The organism is Chromobacterium sp. CCUG 76385 (assembly GCF_059916625.1).
In genome coordinates this window covers 33,062-51,673 of the sequence record NZ_JAUCGU010000027.1, presented here as the reverse complement: position 1 = coordinate 51,673, position 18,612 = coordinate 33,062, and the positions used below count along the sequence as shown (strand labels likewise).

The following is an 18,612-nucleotide window of genomic DNA, read 5'->3' as shown; positions in this document are numbered from 1 at the left end:
GCAGTGCCGGACGCTGTTTTCGTCGCACCGGAAACCGTTTCGTTTCCGCTGTTTCGTTCGCTGCGTCAGCTGAGGAGACGAACTATACCTGCGCCCTCACCCTCGGTCAACAGGTTTTTTGAGAAAAATGCAGGTTTCCAATAATAAACTCCGTAAATACTTGATTTTCAACACTATCGACTTGAAGGATTTTTTGGCATGGCGGCAGGAATGTTGCGAAAAACGCTGGCAAAGCCTGGGTAGGCGCCCAGATAACTTTCAAAAACCACTCCAAATCTGATGAATTTTCTGCCAAAGCAGCTGGGAGACAGTTTTTGAGATGGTCATTTTGTGACGATGTCATTTCGTGATAGGATCAAATGCCCTCACCCCCAAGGAGCGCGCCATGAATATCTCTCTAAAGCACCGATTGCGTGGCCTGCCTCCTGGGTTCCATCTCTTGATGCTCAGCGATGTGCTGAGCGGCTTGGCCATGGGCGCCGGCTATGTCAGCATCAGCTGGTGGGTGGTCAGCGTGGGCGGCGCGCATGACATGGCCTGGTTCAGCGCGCTGACCGCGCTGGTGATGCTGGTGGCGCTGCCGCTGACCGCCCCCTTGGGCGACCGCTTCCCCAAAAACCGCGTCATCGCCTGCGGCATCATGCTGGCCATGTTGTCCGGCCTGGCCTTGGCGACGATGGCCTGGTTCAATTTCTATCGCCTGGCTTGGGTGGTGGCCAGCGAGTCTCTCTCGATGTTCGCCTGGGCGCTGGTCATTCCATCCATGTTGAGTATCGCCTCCGAGCTGGTGCCGGCAGGCAGACTATCCGATGCCTTGTCGCTGCAGAAAAGCTCCCAGTCCGTCGGCAACCTGATCGGGCCCGTGGTGGGCGGCAGCCTGATGGCGTTCACGCCGGCCTGGTTGGCCTTAGGCAGCTACGCGATATTGCTGGCCGCCGCCGCTCTTGGCGCGCTGCGCATCCAGATCCCGCCGCGCAACCGCGAGCACATCCAGGCGGAAAGCTTCATCGACCAGATTCGCGTCGGCCTGCGCATACGCTGGCGCATCCCGCTGGAGCGCAGCTGGGCGCTGTGGGGCTTATTGATGATGACGGCCTATATCCCGATGGTGGTGACGCTGCTGCCGATCAAGCTGCACCAGCTGGGCTTGCCGGCGTTCTGGCTGGGCGCTTGCGAAGCGGCCGCCAGCGGCGGCTTGCTGGTCGGCTCGCTGTGGTTCACTCACCGCTTGCTGCAATACTGTAGCCGGCCGCGCGCCCGCGCCTTCGCCATGTGGGCCCTGGCGGCGGTGTTCCTGGTCGTGGCGCTGACCGATCATCCTTATCTGATGCTGGCGATGTTCGGCATCGAAGGCGTGTTGCTGTCGATCACCATGCTGATCGGCCAGACGCACCGCACGCTGGCGGTGCCGGAAGCCTATCGCGCGCGCGTATCCGCTATCAATGTGCTGGTGGCCAAATTGGGCGGCATGCTGGGGCCGGCGCTGGCCGGTATTTTGTTATCGCGCTGGTCGCTGGATGCGGTCTATCTGTTCTTCGCCGTGTTTCATCTGGTGGCGGTGCCGCCGATGCAGCGCCTGCCCGGGGTCAACCGTTTCCTCAGCCTGAATCACGATGAGGCAAAGGACTGGTATCTGAAACAGCATCCCGAGGCGTTCGAACCTATCGCCACCGCCAGCAGTACATTGAAGCAATCCATATAAAAGGTAAACGGCGACCATGAAGGTCGCCGCTCTCTCTATCTATATATATATGTATGCGATGAGGCGGACCGCAGTCCGCCTCTCTTCATTACAGCACGTAGCGCGCCAGATCCTCGCGCTCGGCCACTTCACCCAGCTTGTTGTCGACGTAGTCGCCGTCGATCTTGCACGGGCCGGACTTGGCGTCGAAGGCCACTTCTTCCAGCAGCTTTTCCATCACCGTGTACAGGCGGCGGGCGCCGATGTTCTCGGTCTTCTCGTTGACCTGCCAGGCGATCTCCGCCAGGCGCTGGATGCCGGATTCGACAAACTCCAGCTCCACGCCCTCGGTGGCCAGCAAGGCCTGGTACTGGCGGGTCAGGCAGGCGTTGGTGCTGGTCAGAATGGCCTTGAAGTCGTCCACCGACAGCGACGACAGTTCGACGCGGATAGGCAGCCGGCCCTGCAGTTCCGGGATCAGATCCGACGGCTTGGACAGCTGGAAGGCGCCGGAGGCGATGAACAGGATGTGGTCGGTCTTCACCATGCCGTACTTGGTGGACACCGTGGTGCCTTCCACCAGCGGCAGCAGGTCGCGCTGCACGCCGGCGCGGGACACGTCGGCGCCGCTGTGGCCTTCGCCGCGGCTGGTGACTTTGTCGATCTCGTCGAGGAACACGATGCCGTTCTGCTCAACGCTCTTCAGCGCCTCGGCCTTCAGCTCTTCCTCATTGACCAGCTTGGCCGCCTCTTCATCGATCAGCTGCCTGAAAGCGTCGGCCACTTTCATCTTGGCGGTTTGCTTCTTGCCGGCGCCCAGGCCCTGGAACATGCCCTGCAACTGGCTGGCGAAGTCTTCCATGCCAGGCGGCGCCATCACATTCATTTGCGCCACCGGCGCGGCGATTTCCAGTTCGATCTCTTTATCGTCGAACTTGCCTTCGCGCAGCATCTTGCGGAATTTCTGGCGGGTGGCGCCGTCTTCCTGCTTTTCCACGGTCACCGGCTCTTCGGCAAAGAAGCCGGACGGCTTGCGGGCCGGCGGCAACAGCACATCCAGAATGCGTTCCTCGGCGGCGTCCTCGGCGCGCACGCGGTTGCGCTTGATCGCCGCTTCGCGCGTGTCCTTGATCGCCACGTCCACCAGATCGCGGATGATGGTGTCGACGTCGCGGCCGACATAACCGACCTCGGTGAACTTGGTGGCTTCCACCTTGATGAACGGCGCGCCGGACAGCTTGGCCAGGCGGCGGGCGATCTCAGTCTTGCCCACCCCGGTGGGGCCTATCATCAGGATGTTCTTCGGAGTGATCTCGTTGCGCAGCGGCTCCGCCACCTGCTGGCGGCGCCAGCGGTTGCGCAGCGCGATGGCGACGGCGCGCTTGGCCTTGTGTTGGCCGATGATGTGCTGGTCCAGCTCGTGGACGATTTCCTGCGGGGTCATTTGCGTCATGACTTTCTCCGCCCGGCCGGCGTGGCCGGGTCTTGCATTCTGGATTAGGCCGCGTCGTCCGGGCCCAGGGTTTCGATCAGGTGGTTGTGGTTGGTGTAGATGCAGATGTCGCCGGCGATCTCCAGCGATTTCTTCACCACCACTTCCGGCTCCAGGTCGGTGTTTTCGAACAGCGCGCGCGCGGCCGACTGGGCGAAGGCGCCGCCGGAACCGATGGCGGCGATGCCCTGCTCCGGTTCCAGCACGTCGCCGTTGCCGGTGATGATCAAGGTGTGGTCCTTGTCGGCGACGATCAGCATCGCCTCCAGCCGACGCAGCATGCGGTCGGTGCGCCAATCCTTGGCCAGCTCCACCGCCGACACCAGCAGGTTGCCCTGATGCTTCTGCAGCTTGGCCTCGAAGCGCTCAATCAGGGTGAAGGCATCGGCGGTGCCACCGGCGAAGCCCGCCAGCACCTTGCCGCCGTGCAGCTTGCGTATCTTGCGCGCGGTAGCCTTGATCACGATATTGCCCAGGGTCACTTGCCCGTCCCCGCCCAGCGCCACGCGCTCGCCGCGACGGACGGAAACAATGGTGGTTCCGTCGAACTGCTGCATGTTTGGATTCCAGTAGATGATGGCCGGCGAGCTGCCGGCCTTTGTCCACAATATGCAGACGATTGTACCGATTGCAAGCATCGGCAAGCGTCCAGAATCGGCTCAGCATAGAAAATGAGAATAGTTTGCGTTATCATCGACAATATGAAGTCGGCCCCTATTCTGCAATTATCCACCCTGGGCGGCGTACTGGCGGCGCACGTACTGGCGCTGTGGCTGTTGAATCAGCAGCATGCCAGCCAAGCGCCCATCACGCCGCCGCGCCTGGCGCGGATGGACATGATTGCGCTGGCGCCGCCCGGCCGGCCTGCGGCCTCGCCCCCGGCAGCGCCCCAGCCATCCCGGCCACGCCAGGCCGAAGCCAAGCCGGCTCCGGCCACGCACGCGCCCAAAACGCCGCCGGTGCAAACCAGCAAGATGTCCAGCCAGACGCCTGCGCCGGCCCAAGCCATCAGCGCGCCGGCCGCGCCTGCGACCGCGACGGCAAGCGACGCGCCGAAGTCCGACGGCCAAACCGTCAGCGCAGGCGGATCGCAAGCGATCACCGAGCCGCTGGCGCGCGGCGGCTATCTGAACAACCCGGCGCCGGCGTATCCCTCGCAATCGCAAGAGGACGGCGAAGCCGGCACCGTCCGCTTGCGCGTCCATGTCAGCGCCCAGGGCTTGCCGCTGGATGTGTCGGTGCAGGACAGCAGCGGCTTCCCGCGGCTGGACCGCGCCGCGCTGGCCGCCGTCAAACGCTGGCGTTTCATTCCGGCCAAGCGCGGCGACGAACCGATCGCCTACACCTTTGTCGTTCCCGTTGAATTCTCTTTGAAATCGATCCGCTCATGAACATTCTCACCGTATTCCAACAAGGGGACGCCGTATTGATCACGGTGTTCATGCTCCTGATCCTGATGTCGGTGCTGACCTGGTACCTGATCATCGTGCGCGGCGCGCAGACCTGGCGCCTGCGCCGCGCCAACCGCGAGGCGGAAAGCCTGCTGTGGAACGCGCCGAACTGGCAGCAGGCGGAAGACAGCCTGCGCCATAGCCAGGCGCAGTTCGCCAATCTGGCGCGCGCCGGCATCGACTCCCTGAAGCAATACCAGAGCCAGGCCGGGCGCGCGCTGGGCCAGGCCTGCGGCGTGGATGAGTTCCTGACCCGCGCCATCCGCAAAGTGCTGGCGCAGGAGAACGCCCGTCAGGAAGCCGGCCTGACCGTGCTGGCCTCGATCGGCTCCACCGCGCCGTTCATCGGCCTGTTCGGCACGGTCTGGGGCATCTACCACGCGCTGGTCAATATCGGCCACGCCGGCCAAATGAGCATAGGCGCGGTAGCCGGGCCGATCGGCGAAGCGCTGGTGGCCACCGCCGCCGGCCTGGCCGCCGCCATCCCGGCGGTGCTGGCCTACAATGCGCTGACCCGCGCCCAGCGCGTGATGTCGCAAGAGCTGGACTACTTTGCCCACGACCTGCACGCTCAGTTGCTGACCCAGTCCGGAGACGGCCATGGCGTTCGGTAGCTTCAACCAGGGGCCGTCCGCGCCGATGGCCGAGCCCAATACCACGCCGCTGGTGGACGTGATGCTGGTGCTGCTGGTGGTGTTCATCATCACCACGCCGCTGCTGACCAACGCGGTGCAGGTCGATCTGCCGCGCGCCCAGGCCGCCGAGCATCAGGCCAAACCGGAGCAGATCCGGCTGACGGTGGACGCGGCCGGCAAACTGTACTGGAACGACCAGCCGGTGGCGGAGGCCGATCTGCCGGCCCGCTTCGCCGCCGCCTCCGCCGCCAATCCCAACATCGAACTGCACCTGTCGGCCGATAAAGCCGTGCGCTACGAAACGGTGGCCAAGGCGCTGGCTGCCGCGCAACAGAACGGCGTCGGCAAGATAGGCTTCGTTACCGCAGCGCAATAGCTATACTGATCAGTATGGTCAGCGCCAGCCGTGTTCAGCGGCGCCCTCTGGCGCCGCAACCGATGCGGCGCATCCCAAGCCCTGCGCGCCACCCCGGCTGCGCAGCCGCATCACATGACACTGGCTAGTGATGCCGCCGCGTGGCAATATCCTTGTCATTTACGCAAACTCGCCTTGCCGCGCCAGCAGACGCGGCCCAACCGATGGTTTCATCAAGATGCGAATCCCTGTTTCCCGCCTCAGCCTAGCCGCCATGCTGGCCTGCGCCGGCCACGCGGCCAATGCCGCGCTGCAACCCGTCAGCGAAGCGCCGCTCGCGCTGCAGACCAGCATCGATTGCCAGCACAATGCCGACAACAGCCTGGACTGCACCACCCGCAACCAATTCACCATTCTGAAGCCCGCCGGCAAGGACTTTCTGTCGCGCATAGACTTCACCTATCCCGACACCGACCGGCTGGACGTGGTCAGCGGCGAAGTGCGCCAGCAGGACGGCCGCGTGATCAAGCTGGAAAAATCGCAGGTGGAAACCCGCGCCGCGCCGAACCCCTATGCCGGCGTCAGCCGCGACAAGCAAACCTGGCTCGCCTTCCCCGAACTGGCCGTGGGCAGCGAGGTCCGCTACGAGGTGAAGCACCACATCGCCGCGCCGCCGCTGAGCCGCGAGCTGCTCTACCGGCTGGACTTCGACCCGGAGCCGGTCCGCTACGACGCTTACCATTTCAAACTGCGCTCCCCCCGCGCGCTGCTGTGGCGCGGCGAAAGCATGGACGGCTTTCAGGTGGCGACCGCCGCGGACGGCAAGTCCATCACCGTCGACCAACAAGGCGTGCGCTATCTGAATTTCACCAATGAATGGGACAACAGCGCCATCCGCCGCTGGCCGCGGCTGAGCATCGCCTCCAGCGACCAAGCACAGCAGCACTTCGGCAGCTACGCCGCGCGCTACAACGAAATCCTGGCCGCGCCGCTGCCGCCGGCCGCCGCCGCCGTAGTGGCCGCCCAGCAAGGCAAGCCGGCGGCGCAGCAAGTGGCGGCTTTCATGCAGCACATCAACAGCCACTACCGCTACCTGAACGATCAACGACTGGCCGAGCGCGGCCTGGTGCCGTTCACCCTGGCCGAGATCGAGCAGCACGGCTATGGCGACTGCAAAGACCTGGCCACGCTGCTGACCGCCATGCTGCGCCATGCCGGCATCGCCGCCGAGCCGGCCTTGGTGTTCCGCGGCAATTTCGCGCCGGAACCGTTGCTGCCGGGCCTGGGCACCGTCAACCACATGATCGTGCGCGCGATGGTGGACGGCAAAATAGCCTGGCTGGATGCCACCAATCCGTTCTTTGCACCGGACCGCATCATGCCGGACCTGCAGGAACGCGCTACCTACCTGATAGGCAGCGACGGCAGCGTGCGCCAGGAGCGCATCCCGCGCCAGGCCCCAACCACCGATATGGTGGTCAAGCGCCATGAAGTGCTGCGCCAGGACGGCAGCGCCCTGGTCTCCAGCGTCAGCGTGATGGCCGGCTGGCCGCTGGTGGAGCTGACCATGCGCGACCGTTACCAAGGCAGCAGCAGCAGCGAGCAGAGCATTTGCCGCGGCAGCGGCAACCAGCCGCACGGTTGCAAGGTGGAGCGGGCCACCACCGGCTTCCTGCTGCCGGACAGCTATCCGGTGCGCATCCAGTCCGTCGATGCCCGGGCCGTGGAGAAGATTTCCGGGCTGTACCTGTACGATCCGCACCTGGACAAGCGCTGGAATGATTTCGACAACTACCGCAGCAACGGCAACCAGGCCGATGTCTACCTGGGCGATCCGGAAACCATGGAGCGCACCGTCACGCTGCAGGGCGCCAAGCCCATCCAGCCGCCGTTCAGCTGCCAGGCCCGCTCTCCCTGGTTCGATCTGGACCTGAAGCAGACATCCAGCGCCAGCGGCTTGCACTATGAATTCCGCCTGACCCGCAAGGTGCGCTGGCTGGATCATGCCGATATCGCCAGCCCGGCGTTTGCCAAACTCAGCGCGGAAGCCCGCGCCTGCGTGACCCAGGCCCGCCAGATCATCAAGCTGTAAACCAGCATGGCGGCATGCCGCGCAAGCGCGTGCCGCCGACCGGTTTTAAATCAGCCCATTGTTCCATAAAGAACAATTGAATAAATGCTTGCCGTACTATGCTTAGGCCATGACAATGCCGATTTGCCCCTACTTAAAGGGTAAGGCTCAGAAAGAAGCGAAGCATGGAACACACTCCCACCGGCGCGGGGCGCGAAATACAGCTGGCCCCAAACGAGCTGATCGTCAGCAAGACCGATCCCAGCGGCCATATCACCTACGCCAACCGCGTCTTCATGCGGATAGCCGGTTATCCCGAGCACCTGCTGCTGGGCAAGCCGCATAACATCATCCGCCATCCCGACATGCCGCGCGGCGCTTATCGCCTGATGTGGCAAACATTGCAAAGCGGCCGTGAATTCTTCGCCGTGGTCAAGAACGCCACCATAGACGGCAATTATTACTGGGTGCTGGCCAACGTGACGCCGGACTACGACCTGCGCGGCAAACTGCAGGGCTATTATTCGGTGCGCCGGCCGCCCAGCCGCAGCGCCATTGCCGCCATCGAACCCATCTATGCCGAAATGCGCAAGATCGAAGCCGCCCATGGCAAGGCAGAAGCGCCGGACGCCTCGCGCGACTGGCTGCTGGCCCAGTTGCAGGAAAAAGGCTGCAGCTATCAGGACTTCATCCTGAACCTGAACGCCGATGTGCTCAGAGCCAAAGGAGTCAACGGATGAGCGCCCCCCACAAGCCCACTCCATATCTGCATTCGCGGCTGGCAACCGGCCTGATCGTCATCAATGTGCTCGCCTTGCTGGCCATAGGCGGCAACTACCTGCTGTCCGGTCTGCCCCGCCACCTTGTCAACCTGCTGCTGTTTGCCGGTTCGCTGTGCCTGTCCTGGTGGCTGTGGCAGAAAGTCCAGCGTACCTTCCTGCTGCTGGACACCCTGGCCAAACAGCTTCACCTGGCCTGCAGCGGCGAGCTGCACCACCGCAGCAGCCGCACCCGCTCGATGGGCGAAGCCGGCAAGGTGGCATGGCAGTTGAATGATTTCCTGGACTTGGTGGAAACCTATTTCAAGGAAATCAATACCTGCTTCCAGGAAATCAGCAAAGGCAACTTCACCCGCCGCCCGCTGAGCCAGGGCCTGCCCGGCATCCTGGCCAGCTCGCTGGACAGCGTGGACAAAGCCATTCAGACCATGGCGGAAAACGACGGCTTCGTGCGGCGCAACCGCCTGTCGTCGCAACTGGCCGCCCTGGGCAATCCGCACTTGCGGCAGGATCTGTCCGGCAGCCAGCGCGACCTGTCCGCCATCAGCCAGTCCATGGACGCCGTGGCCGGCATCACCCGCGACAACGCCGCCGGCGCCCGCGAAAGCCTGAACAGCGCGAACGAGCTGTCCGGCCATTTGCAAACCATAGCCGGCAGCGTAGCCAGCATGGACACCGCCAGCCAGATGCTGGCCAAGGAATGGCATGGCATTGAAAGCTCGCTGGCCGATATTTCCGCGATTGCCGACCAGACCAATCTCTTGGCGCTGAACGCCGCCATCGAAGCCGCGCGCGCCGGCGAGATGGGCCGCGGCTTCGCCGTGGTGGCCGACGAAGTGCGCAAGCTGGCCGAACGCAGCAAGAGCACGGCACATCAGGTGCAGGAAGTGTTGGGCTCGCTATCGGCCCGCATCGACGACATGCAGACGCAGGCCAGCGCGGCCGGCAGCGTGGCCGGCGAAGTGCAGGCTTCGGTGGAGGCGTTCCGCCAACGCTTCTCCAGCCTGGCCGAGCAATCGGATCTGGTATTGCGCCAGGTCAGCGATGTGCAGCAGAAGTCGCAAACCTCGCTGCAGAAGGTAGGCCATGTGATCTACAAGCAAAGCGCCTATCACGCGGTGGAGGAAGCGCAGGCCATGGCGCCATCGCAAGAACTCGCGCCGTGGATAGACGGCGATGGCGCGGCCCTGTTCGGCAGCGGAGCCGTCCAACCCTTGCGCGCGCCGCTGCAGAATCTGCAGCAACAAGTGGAGGCCGCGGTGGCCGCCGCAACGCAAAGTGGCCAACTCGACGAGGCCGGCATCATCAGCAAGATGCAGGCGATGGAGCAGATCAGCGTCAAACTGCAGAACGAACTGGACAAGCTGGCGGCCGGATAAGTCCCAACCATCGGCATCCCCACAACCGGGCCTGCTGGCCCGGTTTTTTTATGCATAGGCTCAGGATGCGCCCCATAGCCTGGCCACCCATTTCTCCATCTGCCGCATCGCATCGTCTTGCCACAGCCCGCTCACCACGCAGCATCTTCCCCCCCATCCCTAATACAGCGCCAGCCCTTGCCCGCCGCAGGACTCGTCCTTTCTATGCCCAGGCTGCCATGAAGTGATGACTCCTGGATTTGTGTCTATAACGCAATCAGCATGCCTTCGCACATGCGCAGCATTTATTTACGTAAATAAATAATGTATTTCATGATATAAATTACAAAATCAATCTTTCGCTAAGAGAAAGACATATTCCTCCCTCAATTTCCTCTCATGAAAATACGTCCGATACCAAACCCTTCCTGCCGCCACAAACAAAAAAGCCGCCCCATCCAGGGGGCGGTTCGGTAACAGCAAGACCGGGTCATAACAAACCAATGGCCCCGGTTCAGAAAAATCCCAGCTTGTCCTCGCCATAGCTGACCAGCAGGCTCTTGGTCTGCTGATAATGCTCCAGCATCATCTTGTGCGTTTCGCGGCCGATGCCGGATTGCTTGTAGCCGCCGAAGGCGGCGTGCGCGGGATAGGCGTGGTAGCAGTTGGTCCACACCCGGCCGGCCTCGATGTGGCGGCCCAGATAGAACGCTGTGTTGATGTTGCGCGTCCACACGCCGGCGCCCAGGCCGTACAGGGTGTCGTTGGCGATGGCCAATGCCTCGTCGCGGTCTTTGAAGGTGGTGACCGACACCACCGGGCCGAAGATTTCCTCCTGGAAGATGCGCATCTTGTTATGGCCGTGGAACACCGTCGGCTGGATGTAGAAGCCGCCGGCCAGATCGCCGTCCAGCTGCGCTCGCGCGCCGCCGGCCAGCAGTTGGGCGCCTTCCTCGCGGCCGATGGCGAGGTAGCTCTGGATCTTGTCCATCTGCTCGCTGGACGCCTGCGCGCCTATCATGGTGGACGGGTCCAGCGGATTGCCCTGCTTGATGGCGGCGACGCGGGCCAGCGCCTTCTCCATGAAGCGGTCGTAGATGGATGCCTGAATCAGCGCGCGGCTGGGGCAAGTGCACACTTCGCCCTGATTCAGCGCGAACATCACGAAGCCTTCGATGGCCTTGTCGAAGAAGGCGTCGTCCTGCGCCGCCACATCGTCGAAGAAGATGTTCGGCGACTTGCCGCCCAGCTCCAGCGTCACCGGAATCAGGTTCTGGCTGGCGTATTGCATGATCAGCCGGCCAGTGCCGGTCTCGCCGGTGAAGGCGATCTTGGCGATGCGCTTGGAGCTGGCCAGCGGCTTGCCGGCCTCGACGCCGAAGCCGTTGACCACATTCAGCACGCCGGGCGGCAGCAGATCGCCCACCAGTTCCATCAGCACCAGGATGGACAGCGGCGTCTGCTCGGCCGGCTTCAGCACCACGCAGTTGCCGGCGGCCAGCGCCGGGGCCAGCTTCCATGCCGCCATCAGAATGGGGAAATTCCACGGAATGATCTGGCCCACCACGCCCAGCGGCTCGTGGAAGTGGTAAGACACGGTATGGGCGTCGATCTCGCCCAGGCTGCCTTCCTGCGCGCGCACGCAGGCGGCGAAGTAACGGAAATGGTCGATGGCCAGCGGGATATCGGCGGCGCGGGTTTCGCGTATCGGCTTGCCGTTGTCCCAGGTCTCCACCTCGGCCAGCAGGGCCAGATTGGCCTCCATGCGGTCGGCGATCTTGTTCAGGATGATGGCGCGCTCGGTCACCGGGGTATGGCCCCACTGGAAACGGGCGGCGTGGGCGGCATCCAGCGCCAGCTCCACATCTTGCTCGTCCGAACGCGGGATTTCGCACAGCGGCTTGCCGGTGATCGGCGTGACGTTCTCGAAGTAACGGCCGTTCACCGGCGGCACCCACTGCCCGCCGATATAGTTGGCATAGCGTGATTTCAGCGCAAAGCCGGGTTGCAGGTTTGCCATCGCAGTCTCCTTGGTGGTAATGAACCCCTGGCTTGGGGATCACACCACAGCGCAAGCGGCGTGCCAGCCTCTACCCATACTGCATGGCAGCATCCGGCAAAGCGGCAAGCGGCGCGGCATGCGGCGAAACCACATTGCAATGCAGCATATTTTCTTACCAATCAGCCACTTGCCACGCCTGGCAAAGCACCGATAATCAGCAAAACCGCCCACCAAACTGTCGCAGGCTGACACAGCTGTCGCACCGCGACGGCACAGCCTGCAGGAGACGCGCATGACCCAGGCTGCCCGCCTGCCGCTGGACGAAATCCGCCGCCGCTTCTTCAGCGACCAGCCCTTGCCCGGCCATGCCTTACCGCCATCCATCCTCCAGTCCTGGCAACGCTGCCGCAGCCTGGGCCTGCCCACAGGCGTCCGCGGCGAAGAGCGGCTGGAGGATGCCGCATTGCGCCAACGGCGCGAAGCCAGCGCCGGCTGGCTGGAAGCCGCGCGGCCGGCCCTGGCCGGCCTGTATGAACAGGTGGCCGGGCATGAGCTGGCCCTGGTGGTGGCCGACAGCCGCGGACTGATACTTGAAGAGAGCGGCGATATCGGCTTTCTGGACAAGGCGGCGCGGTTGGCGCTGGCCCCGGGCATGGACTGGAGCGAGGCGGCGCGCGGCACCAACGCCATCGGCACTGCGCTGGCCGCGGCGGATAGCATCTTGGTGCGCGGCGCGGAGCATTACCTGGAACGCAACCGCGCCCTCAGCTGCGCGGCCAGCCCCTTGCTTGGCCCGCAAGGCCAGACGCTCGGCGTGCTCGACATCAGCGGCGCCAGCCGCAAGCTGAGCGAACCGCAACTGCAAGCATTGCGCGCCGCGCGCGGCCAGATCGAGGCCTTGCTGCTGAGCAAGGCGGCGCGCAGCGGCTGGCGATTGAGCCTGCATCGAGACCCGCGGCTGCTGGACAGCCCGGCCGCCTGCCAACTGGTCTTCGACGAAGACGGCCGGCTGCTGGCCGCCAACCGCGCCGGGCTGGCGCTATGCGGGCTGGCGCCGGGCGACTGGCGGCCGCGCCACTTCGCCGCCCTGTTCGGCCAAAGCCTGGAGCATTGGCTGCGCCGCCACGGCGAGGCGCTGGGCGCGCTGGAGATCGGGGCGCAGCAGGCATCGGCCCGGCTGCGTCCGCCCGCCGCCCACCACCGGGCAGCGCCATCCCCGGCCGCGGCTCCCGCCCACAGCGCGCCCGCGCTGGACGGCCTAGCGGAGTCTTTGTTCGCCACCGCCTTGAAACTGCTGGAAGCCGACATCCCGGTGCTGATCCTAGGCGAGACCGGCACCGGCAAGGACAGGCTGGCGCGCGCCTTGCACAATGGAGGCAGCCGGCGCGGCGCGCCGTTTGTCGCGGTCAACTGCGCGGCAATTCCGGAAGGACTGATCGAGGCCGAGCTGTTTGGCTACCAGAGCGGCGCCTTCACCGGCGCCAGCCGCCAGGGCAGCAAGGGCAGGCTGCGCGAGGCCGATGGCGGCGTGCTGTTCCTGGATGAGATAGGCGACATGCCGCTGAGCCTGCAGGCGCGGCTGCTCAGGGTGCTGCAGGAGCGAGAAGTGACGCCGTTGGGCGGCGGCCCGGCGCGGCGGCTGGACATCCGGCTGATCTGCGCCACCCACCGCGACTTGCGCGCGCGGGTGGCCGAAGGGGCCTTTCGCGCCGACCTCTACTACCGGCTATGCCACTATCCGTTGACGCTGCCGCCGCTGCGCGAACGCGGCGACGTAGCGGCCATCGCTCAGACCATGCTGGACGGCATGGGAGCCGCCCGGCGCGGCATCGCGCTGTCGCCCACGCTGGCCCAGGCCATCCACGGCTACCGCTGGCCGGGCAATCTGCGCGAGCTGTCCAATCTGCTGGCCACGCTGCTGGCGCTGGCCGACGATGGCGCGACGCTAAGCCTGGAGCATCTGCCAGCAGCGCTGCGCGCGGATATGGCCAGCGCGGGCCATGCAGTGACGGAGAGCGCGCTAGAGCAAGTGCTGCGCCGCTGCGGCGGCAATGCCAGCGCGGCGGCGCGGGCGCTGGGCATCAGCCGCTCCACGCTGTATAGGCGGCGGGCAAAGAAGGGCTAAACCTCCGCCCCCATCAGGCCAGCCAGCTCGCCGCGCAACCAACGCAAGCCGGGATGGCCGTGGCTGCGCTCGTGCCACGCCATGGCCACGTCGAAGCGGCGCAGCGGAAACGGGCACTCCCGCAACTGCACGCGTTCGCGGCAGGCCCAGGAAACCGCCGAGCAATAAAAAAAGCGGGAAGCCTGGCTTCCCGCTTTTTTGCGTTTCCGATTCGATCAGAAACCGAACGCCGCCCGCTCCTCGGCGGTCAGGTGGCGCCATTCGCCCACCGGCAGCTCGCCCAGCGCGATCGCGCCCAGGCTTTCGCGGTGCAGCGCCTCAACGCGGTTGCTGGCCGCCGCCACCATGCGCTTCACCTGGTGGTACTTGCCCTCGGTGATGGTCAGCAGGATGGTGTGGGCGTCGATCTGCTCGATGCTGTCGGCGGCGAACTCGCGCGCCTCGTCGTTGAGGTAGACGCCGCTCTGCAGCTTGGCCAGCAATTCCGGCGTCGCCTCGTGCTTCAGCGTGACGCGGTAGACCTTGGGCACCAGCTTCTTCGGCGAACTCAGGGCATGGATGAACTGCCCATCGTTGGACAGCAGGATCAGGCCGGTGGTGTCCACATCCAGCCGCCCCACCGCCGACAGGTCCAGATTGGAAAACTGGTCCGGCAGCAGGCGGTAGATGCTGGGATGGCACTGCGGCTTGTGCGAGGTTTCGTAATTGGCCGGCTTGTGCAGCAGCAGATACAGCGGGCCGGTCACCAGCGGCCACGGCTCGTCGTCCACCACCAGGCTGGCGATGTCGGCCAGTTCATATTGGGCGCGGTAGTTGTCCACTACCTCGCCGTTCACTTGCACCAGGCCGTATTCGATCAGCTGGCGGCACTCCTTGCGGCCGCCAAAGCCTTGTTGTTGCAACAGTCGATAGAGTTCCATGCAGCGATGGTAGCACGCGCGGCAGGCGCGCGCCGGCCTCAGGACAGCATCTGAATCGGCGCGGCGACGCAAACGCGGTCGCGCCCTTGCTGCTTGGCCTGGTACAGGGCCTCGTCCGCCGCCAGCACCACGCTTTCGGCGTCCTCGCCATGCAGCGGGCACAGCGCCAGGCCGATGGACAGCGTCACCGACAAGGTATGGCCCAGCGCGTCTATCTCCATGGCGCGCACCGCCTCGCATAGCTGTTGCGCCTTGGCGAAGGCCGCGTCCAACGAGGCCCCCGGCAGCAGCACGAAGAATTCCTCGCCGCCATAACGGCAGACAATGTCGCCGCTGCGGAAGTGATCGCTGAAATACGCCCCCAGCGCGGTCAGCACCGCGTCGCCGCAGCGATGGCCGTAGGTGTCGTTGACGCGCTTGAAGTGGTCGGCGTCCACCATCAACACGGCCACGTCGCGATGCAGCGCCAGCATGTGATCCAGCACCCGCGGCAGGATGTCATCGAGGTGGCGGCGATTGAACAGCCCGGTCAACGGATCGCGCAGCACCTGGTCGCGCAGTCCCTGCTGCAGCCGCTCGATCTCCTCCACCTTGCGGCGCAGCGAGGCATTGGCATCGCGCAGATTCTGCTCCAGCCGCTTGCGCTCGCTGATGTCGTTGATACCGTTGATGGCATACCAAACCTTGTCGCTCTTGACCACCGAACAGGAAATCAGCGCCCAGAATTCTCGCCCCTGCGCGTTCTTCAGCTTGACCTCCCGGTCCGCCACCCGGCCGTTGACGCGCAAGGCCTGCGCCACATCCTCCCGCTCTTGCGGATTAACGTAGAAGTCCTGCACCCGCAGCGCGCGCGACGGATGCAGGCGGGTGCCGAACAGCTCCTCCGCGCGCTCGTTGGCATAGATCAGCTCGCCGCCGGCCAGCCGGTTCATCGCCAGGGGAAACGGCGCCGCATCGGCCATCAGCCGCAGACGGGCCTCGCTCTCCGCCAACTGGCTGGTCCGTTCGCCGACTTTGGCTTCCAGCGACTGGTTGGCCTGCAGCAGGTTGCGCTCCACTTGGCGCCGCTCTTCCAGCAAAGCGCCGAACACCAGCAGCGTCACCGGCTGCACCAGGCCCAGCAGCGCCACATTCAGCAGCGACTCATCGAGGGTCGGCGCGATGGCCAGCGCGCCGGCCTCGAAACGGATGCCCGCCAAGGCCAGCGCCACAATCGCCAGGGCCAGCGCGTGCGCCAGCAGCAGCTGGCTGCGGAAAGCCAGCCACAGCAAGGGCATGATGAAAAGATACGGCAGAATGGCGTAGTGGCCGCCGCGCCCGGGCAGCGCGCAGCACACCAGCGCCGCCAGCGACAGCGTGGCGCCGGCCACCAGCGAAGTCTCGCGCCAGCAGGCCCCGCCGCCGCAAGAACGCTCGGTGCGGCCGGCCAGCAGCAGAATCGGCGCCAGCGTCAGCAGCAGCACGGCATCGCCGAGCCAGACCCGCGCGAATGCCCAAGCCAGCTCCGGCAGCTGGTGCCGGTAAGCAGGCAACAGCACGAAGACCCTGCCCAACGCCGCCAGCAAGCTGCCCAGCGCCACCGGCCCAGCCAGAAAGGCCAGCACATCGGCCTGACGGAAAAAAGGCCGACTCCGCCTCGGCGGCAGATAGGCGCTGAACAAGGCCGCGGCCAAGCCGCTGGCGGCCAGCAACAGCCGCTCGGCCAGCAGCAGCCCCGGCTCGCCCCAGGCCAGCCACAGCAAGCCCAGCGTCAGACCTGGCCAGACTCGCCGCCCAAGACGCAGCAGCATGGCCAACGCCAGCGGCAGGCCCGGCTGCAGCCAGTGGGAATATGGCGACGGCAGACACGCTGCCAACAGCGCGGCGAACAGCGCGCAGGCCGCGGCTACCGCCGCCTGTAAAACAGCCAACGCCCCCCAGCTGCGCCAAGCCGCATCGCGAACCGACATCTCGACTCCATCCTGTATGGGCGGGCCGTCGCCGCGCCTGATTATGCATCTCAGATTAGTCTTGAAAAGCCGGCAAATCCATCAAATTCCCGCCTTATCCTGTGAAGGACTATTGCCGTGTCGCATCGGCATGCGGCTTGCGGTTTATCTTGCTGATTCCGCTTGGTATTGTTCAGATGATGGCAATCATATGAAACCCTGGAGCAAGCATGCGCTATCCAGACGCACACAAGACCCAGACCCGCCAGCGCATCGTGGCCATGGCGGCCTTGCGTTTCCGCGCCGAAGGCTTGGCCGGCGTGGGCATCGCCAACCTGATGGCCGACCTCGGCCTGACCCATGGCGGCTTCTACGCCCATTTCGACAGCAAGGAGCAACTGGTGGCCACCGCCTGCAGCCAGGCCTTGCAACAGCTGAACCAGCGCTGGCGGCAACTGCTGGAGCAGGCGGCGCCGGGCGAATGCATGGCGGCGCTGGCCAGCGACTATCTCAGCCCGGCCCACCGCGATCTGCCCGACTCCGGCTGCGCGCTGGCCGCGCTGGCCGGCGAGCTGGCGCGCCAGGGCGTTACCGTCCGCCAGCGGGTCGCCGGCGAGCTGGAGGCGATACTGGCCACGCTGGCGCACGCCAGGCAACGCGACGGCCAGGCGGATAGCGCGCTGGCCGACCTGGCCATGCTGGTGGGCAGCCTGTCGCTGGCGCGGCTGATAGACGACGCGGCATTGTCTCAACAGCTACTGCAACAGGCGCGCGACAGGCTTGTCGCGCCAAAATAGCAATGTCATGATTTTGCTTTTTATCAGCAAAATAATGCATAACGCTCCCCTGCGCGCATCGCTGAACAAATCTCTGCGCACGATTCGAGGTGCTGAGTAATGGATCCGGACTCAGAGAAGCGTTCAGCCGCGCCTTGAGCCTGACGGGCACAGACGGGAAGCCTCAGGCTTGAAGGGACGGGGGCGCATCGAAAACGTGTTTTGCACAAGCCAGGCCCAAAGATCGTGAACAGGCTCTAACTACGGCGCCGCGCTGCGCGGCTGCAGGCAGGCCTCGCGCGTCTCCTGCAGCAAGCGCTCGAAGTCGCCGCTGTCCTGCAAGGCCTTCAAGCCGCGGTTGAAGCGCTCCACCAGCTCCGGGCCGCGCGCATGCTTGCGCCAGATGACCACGTGCAGCGGCGCCGCCCAGAACGTCTTGTTCTGCGCCTCCAGCTCCGCTCCCTGCACCGGACTGAAGTGGTGGGCGATCAGATATTTGCCCACCTCCTGGTCGATGGGAAACAGGTCGATGCGGCCGGCTATCAATTTTCGCAGATTGATCAGATCGTCCGGCGCGTTATCCACCGTCAGCGTGCCATTCTTGACCTGGGCGTCGAAGTCGTCGGAATAGAAGTTGCCGACCGTGATGCCGACCCGCGCGCCCTTCAGTTCGCTCCAGCGGCTCCACGCCAAGGGGTGCTCCTTGCGCTGGAAGAACACCATGCGCGCCGACAGCACCGGCAGGGTATACAGCAGGTCGCGCTTGCGCTCCGCCGTCGGCGCCCAGCCGAAGCTGCCGTCCACCTGGCCGTTGCGGGCGGATTGCAAGGTGCGGTTGTTGGGGTAATAGCGGTATGCGACGTCAACGCCGCCGCGGGCGAAGGCTTCCTTCACCAGCCGCGACAGTATCCCGTCGTAAGGCAGCTCCTGGCCCATATACGGCGGCCATTCCTGATTGGACAGGGTGATCTTGAGGCGCGGGGCAGCCTCAACTGGAGTTGCCAGCAGCGCAACCCAGCTCAGGATACCCAGCAGCATG

16 protein-coding genes are annotated in these 18,612 nt (G+C 64.8%); 9 read left to right on the top strand and 7 right to left on the bottom strand.

The features are described from left to right. Positions 1-385 precede the first annotated feature (385 nt). Positions 386-1,702, top strand: a complete 1,317-nt coding sequence (locus QUG01_RS15770) for an MFS transporter (RefSeq protein ID WP_500830920.1) — start codon at positions 386-388, stop codon at positions 1,700-1,702. Positions 1,703-1,790: 88 nt separating this feature from the next. Here the strand turns inward: QUG01_RS15770 and hslU are convergent, their stop codons facing one another. Continuing rightward, the gene (hslU, locus tag QUG01_RS15765; protein ID WP_500830919.1) at positions 1,791-3,134 is read right to left on the bottom strand and encodes an ATP-dependent protease ATPase subunit HslU; all 1,344 of its coding nucleotides are present in this window, start codon (positions 3,132-3,134) and stop codon (positions 1,791-1,793) included. A 44-nt stretch (positions 3,135-3,178) separates the two neighbouring features. Continuing rightward, positions 3,179-3,730 carry an ATP-dependent protease subunit HslV gene (gene hslV, locus QUG01_RS15760; RefSeq protein WP_500830918.1) on the bottom strand — a complete coding sequence of 184 codons (552 nt, stop codon included), beginning with the start codon at positions 3,728-3,730 and terminating at the stop codon, positions 3,179-3,181. 144 nt (positions 3,731-3,874) lie between these two features. Here hslV and QUG01_RS15755 point away from each other — a divergent pair, with 144 nt between their 5' ends. From QUG01_RS15755 to QUG01_RS15730, 6 genes are all read left to right on the top strand, one after another. Next, complete coding sequence (locus QUG01_RS15755) at positions 3,875-4,564, top strand: energy transducer TonB (RefSeq protein WP_500830917.1); 690 nt, start codon at positions 3,875-3,877, stop codon at positions 4,562-4,564. Beyond that, the gene (locus tag QUG01_RS15750; protein WP_500830916.1) at positions 4,561-5,238 is read left to right on the top strand and encodes a MotA/TolQ/ExbB proton channel family protein; all 678 of its coding nucleotides are present in this window, start codon (positions 4,561-4,563) and stop codon (positions 5,236-5,238) included. Before QUG01_RS15755 ends, QUG01_RS15750 begins: the two co-directional genes overlap by 4 nt. Beyond that, positions 5,225-5,635, top strand: a complete 411-nt coding sequence (locus QUG01_RS15745) for an ExbD/TolR family protein (protein ID WP_500830915.1) — start codon at positions 5,225-5,227, stop codon at positions 5,633-5,635. The genes QUG01_RS15750 and QUG01_RS15745 overlap by 14 nt, the downstream gene beginning before the upstream one ends. A gap of 217 nt (positions 5,636-5,852) precedes the next feature. Continuing rightward, positions 5,853-7,706: a DUF3857 domain-containing transglutaminase family protein gene (locus QUG01_RS15740; protein ID WP_500830914.1), complete on the top strand. Its 1,854-nt coding sequence runs from the start codon at positions 5,853-5,855 to the stop codon at positions 7,704-7,706. 164 nt (positions 7,707-7,870) lie between these two features. Continuing rightward, a complete protein-coding gene (locus QUG01_RS15735; RefSeq protein WP_500830913.1) occupies positions 7,871-8,425 on the top strand; it encodes a PAS domain-containing protein in 555 nt (184 codons plus the stop codon). Continuing rightward, positions 8,422-9,843: a methyl-accepting chemotaxis protein gene (locus QUG01_RS15730; RefSeq protein ID WP_500830912.1), complete on the top strand. Its 1,422-nt coding sequence runs from the start codon at positions 8,422-8,424 to the stop codon at positions 9,841-9,843. The genes QUG01_RS15735 and QUG01_RS15730 overlap by 4 nt, the downstream gene beginning before the upstream one ends. 493 nt (positions 9,844-10,336) lie before the next feature. Here the strand turns inward: QUG01_RS15730 and adh are convergent, their stop codons facing one another. Then, on the bottom strand, positions 10,337-11,842 hold the full coding sequence (gene adh, locus QUG01_RS15725; protein ID WP_500830911.1) for an aldehyde dehydrogenase: 1,506 nt from the start codon (positions 11,840-11,842) through the stop codon (positions 10,337-10,339). A gap of 274 nt (positions 11,843-12,116) precedes the next feature. On the opposite strand from adh, the gene QUG01_RS15720 reads away from it, so the two are divergent. After that, positions 12,117-13,949, top strand: a complete 1,833-nt coding sequence (locus QUG01_RS15720; RefSeq protein WP_500830910.1) for a sigma-54-dependent Fis family transcriptional regulator — start codon at positions 12,117-12,119, stop codon at positions 13,947-13,949. Here the strand turns inward: QUG01_RS15720 and QUG01_RS15715 are convergent. From QUG01_RS15715 to QUG01_RS15705, 3 genes are all read right to left on the bottom strand, one after another. Continuing rightward, positions 13,946-14,080: a type 2 periplasmic-binding domain-containing protein gene (locus QUG01_RS15715; RefSeq protein WP_268812241.1), complete on the bottom strand. Its 135-nt coding sequence runs from the start codon at positions 14,078-14,080 to the stop codon at positions 13,946-13,948. The genes QUG01_RS15720 and QUG01_RS15715 overlap by 4 nt on opposite strands. Before the next feature lie 84 nt (positions 14,081-14,164). Then, positions 14,165-14,869: a pseudouridine synthase gene (locus QUG01_RS15710; protein ID WP_500830909.1), complete on the bottom strand. Its 705-nt coding sequence runs from the start codon at positions 14,867-14,869 to the stop codon at positions 14,165-14,167. Between the two features lie 38 nt (positions 14,870-14,907). Continuing rightward, complete coding sequence (locus QUG01_RS15705) at positions 14,908-16,818, bottom strand: sensor domain-containing diguanylate cyclase (protein WP_500830908.1); 1,911 nt, start codon at positions 16,816-16,818, stop codon at positions 14,908-14,910. A 209-nt stretch (positions 16,819-17,027) separates the two neighbouring features. Between QUG01_RS15705 and QUG01_RS15700 the strand changes: the two genes are divergently transcribed. Beyond that, entirely contained in the window at positions 17,028-17,594 is a 567-nt protein-coding gene (locus tag QUG01_RS15700; protein WP_043625774.1) for a TetR/AcrR family transcriptional regulator, read from the top strand. Positions 17,595-17,834: 240 nt separating this feature from the next. On the opposite strand, the gene QUG01_RS15695 is transcribed toward QUG01_RS15700, so the two are convergent. Next, complete coding sequence (locus tag QUG01_RS15695) at positions 17,835-18,611, bottom strand: substrate-binding periplasmic protein (protein WP_500830907.1); 777 nt, start codon at positions 18,609-18,611, stop codon at positions 17,835-17,837. Position 18,612 lies beyond the last annotated feature (1 nt).

Coding starts and splice junctions, on each gene's coding strand:
- QUG01_RS15770 (WP_500830920.1), top strand. CDS start 386: ATGAATATCTCTCTAAAGCACCGATTGCGTGGCCTGCCTCCTGGGTTC.
- hslU (WP_500830919.1), bottom strand. CDS start 3,134: ATGACGCAAATGACCCCGCAGGAAATCGTCCACGAGCTGGACCAGCAC.
- hslV (WP_500830918.1), bottom strand. CDS start 3,730: ATGCAGCAGTTCGACGGAACCACCATTGTTTCCGTCCGTCGCGGCGAG.
- QUG01_RS15755 (WP_500830917.1), top strand. CDS start 3,875: ATGAAGTCGGCCCCTATTCTGCAATTATCCACCCTGGGCGGCGTACTG.
- QUG01_RS15750 (WP_500830916.1), top strand. CDS start 4,561: ATGAACATTCTCACCGTATTCCAACAAGGGGACGCCGTATTGATCACG.
- QUG01_RS15745 (WP_500830915.1), top strand. CDS start 5,225: ATGGCGTTCGGTAGCTTCAACCAGGGGCCGTCCGCGCCGATGGCCGAG.
- QUG01_RS15740 (WP_500830914.1), top strand. CDS start 5,853: ATGCGAATCCCTGTTTCCCGCCTCAGCCTAGCCGCCATGCTGGCCTGC.
- QUG01_RS15735 (WP_500830913.1), top strand. CDS start 7,871: ATGGAACACACTCCCACCGGCGCGGGGCGCGAAATACAGCTGGCCCCA.
- QUG01_RS15730 (WP_500830912.1), top strand. CDS start 8,422: ATGAGCGCCCCCCACAAGCCCACTCCATATCTGCATTCGCGGCTGGCA.
- adh (WP_500830911.1), bottom strand. CDS start 11,842: ATGGCAAACCTGCAACCCGGCTTTGCGCTGAAATCACGCTATGCCAAC.
- QUG01_RS15720 (WP_500830910.1), top strand. CDS start 12,117: ATGACCCAGGCTGCCCGCCTGCCGCTGGACGAAATCCGCCGCCGCTTC.
- QUG01_RS15710 (WP_500830909.1), bottom strand. CDS start 14,869: ATGGAACTCTATCGACTGTTGCAACAACAAGGCTTTGGCGGCCGCAAG.
- QUG01_RS15705 (WP_500830908.1), bottom strand. CDS start 16,818: ATGTCGGTTCGCGATGCGGCTTGGCGCAGCTGGGGGGCGTTGGCTGTT.
- QUG01_RS15700 (WP_043625774.1), top strand. CDS start 17,028: ATGCGCTATCCAGACGCACACAAGACCCAGACCCGCCAGCGCATCGTG.
- QUG01_RS15695 (WP_500830907.1), bottom strand. CDS start 18,611: ATGCTGCTGGGTATCCTGAGCTGGGTTGCGCTGCTGGCAACTCCAGTT.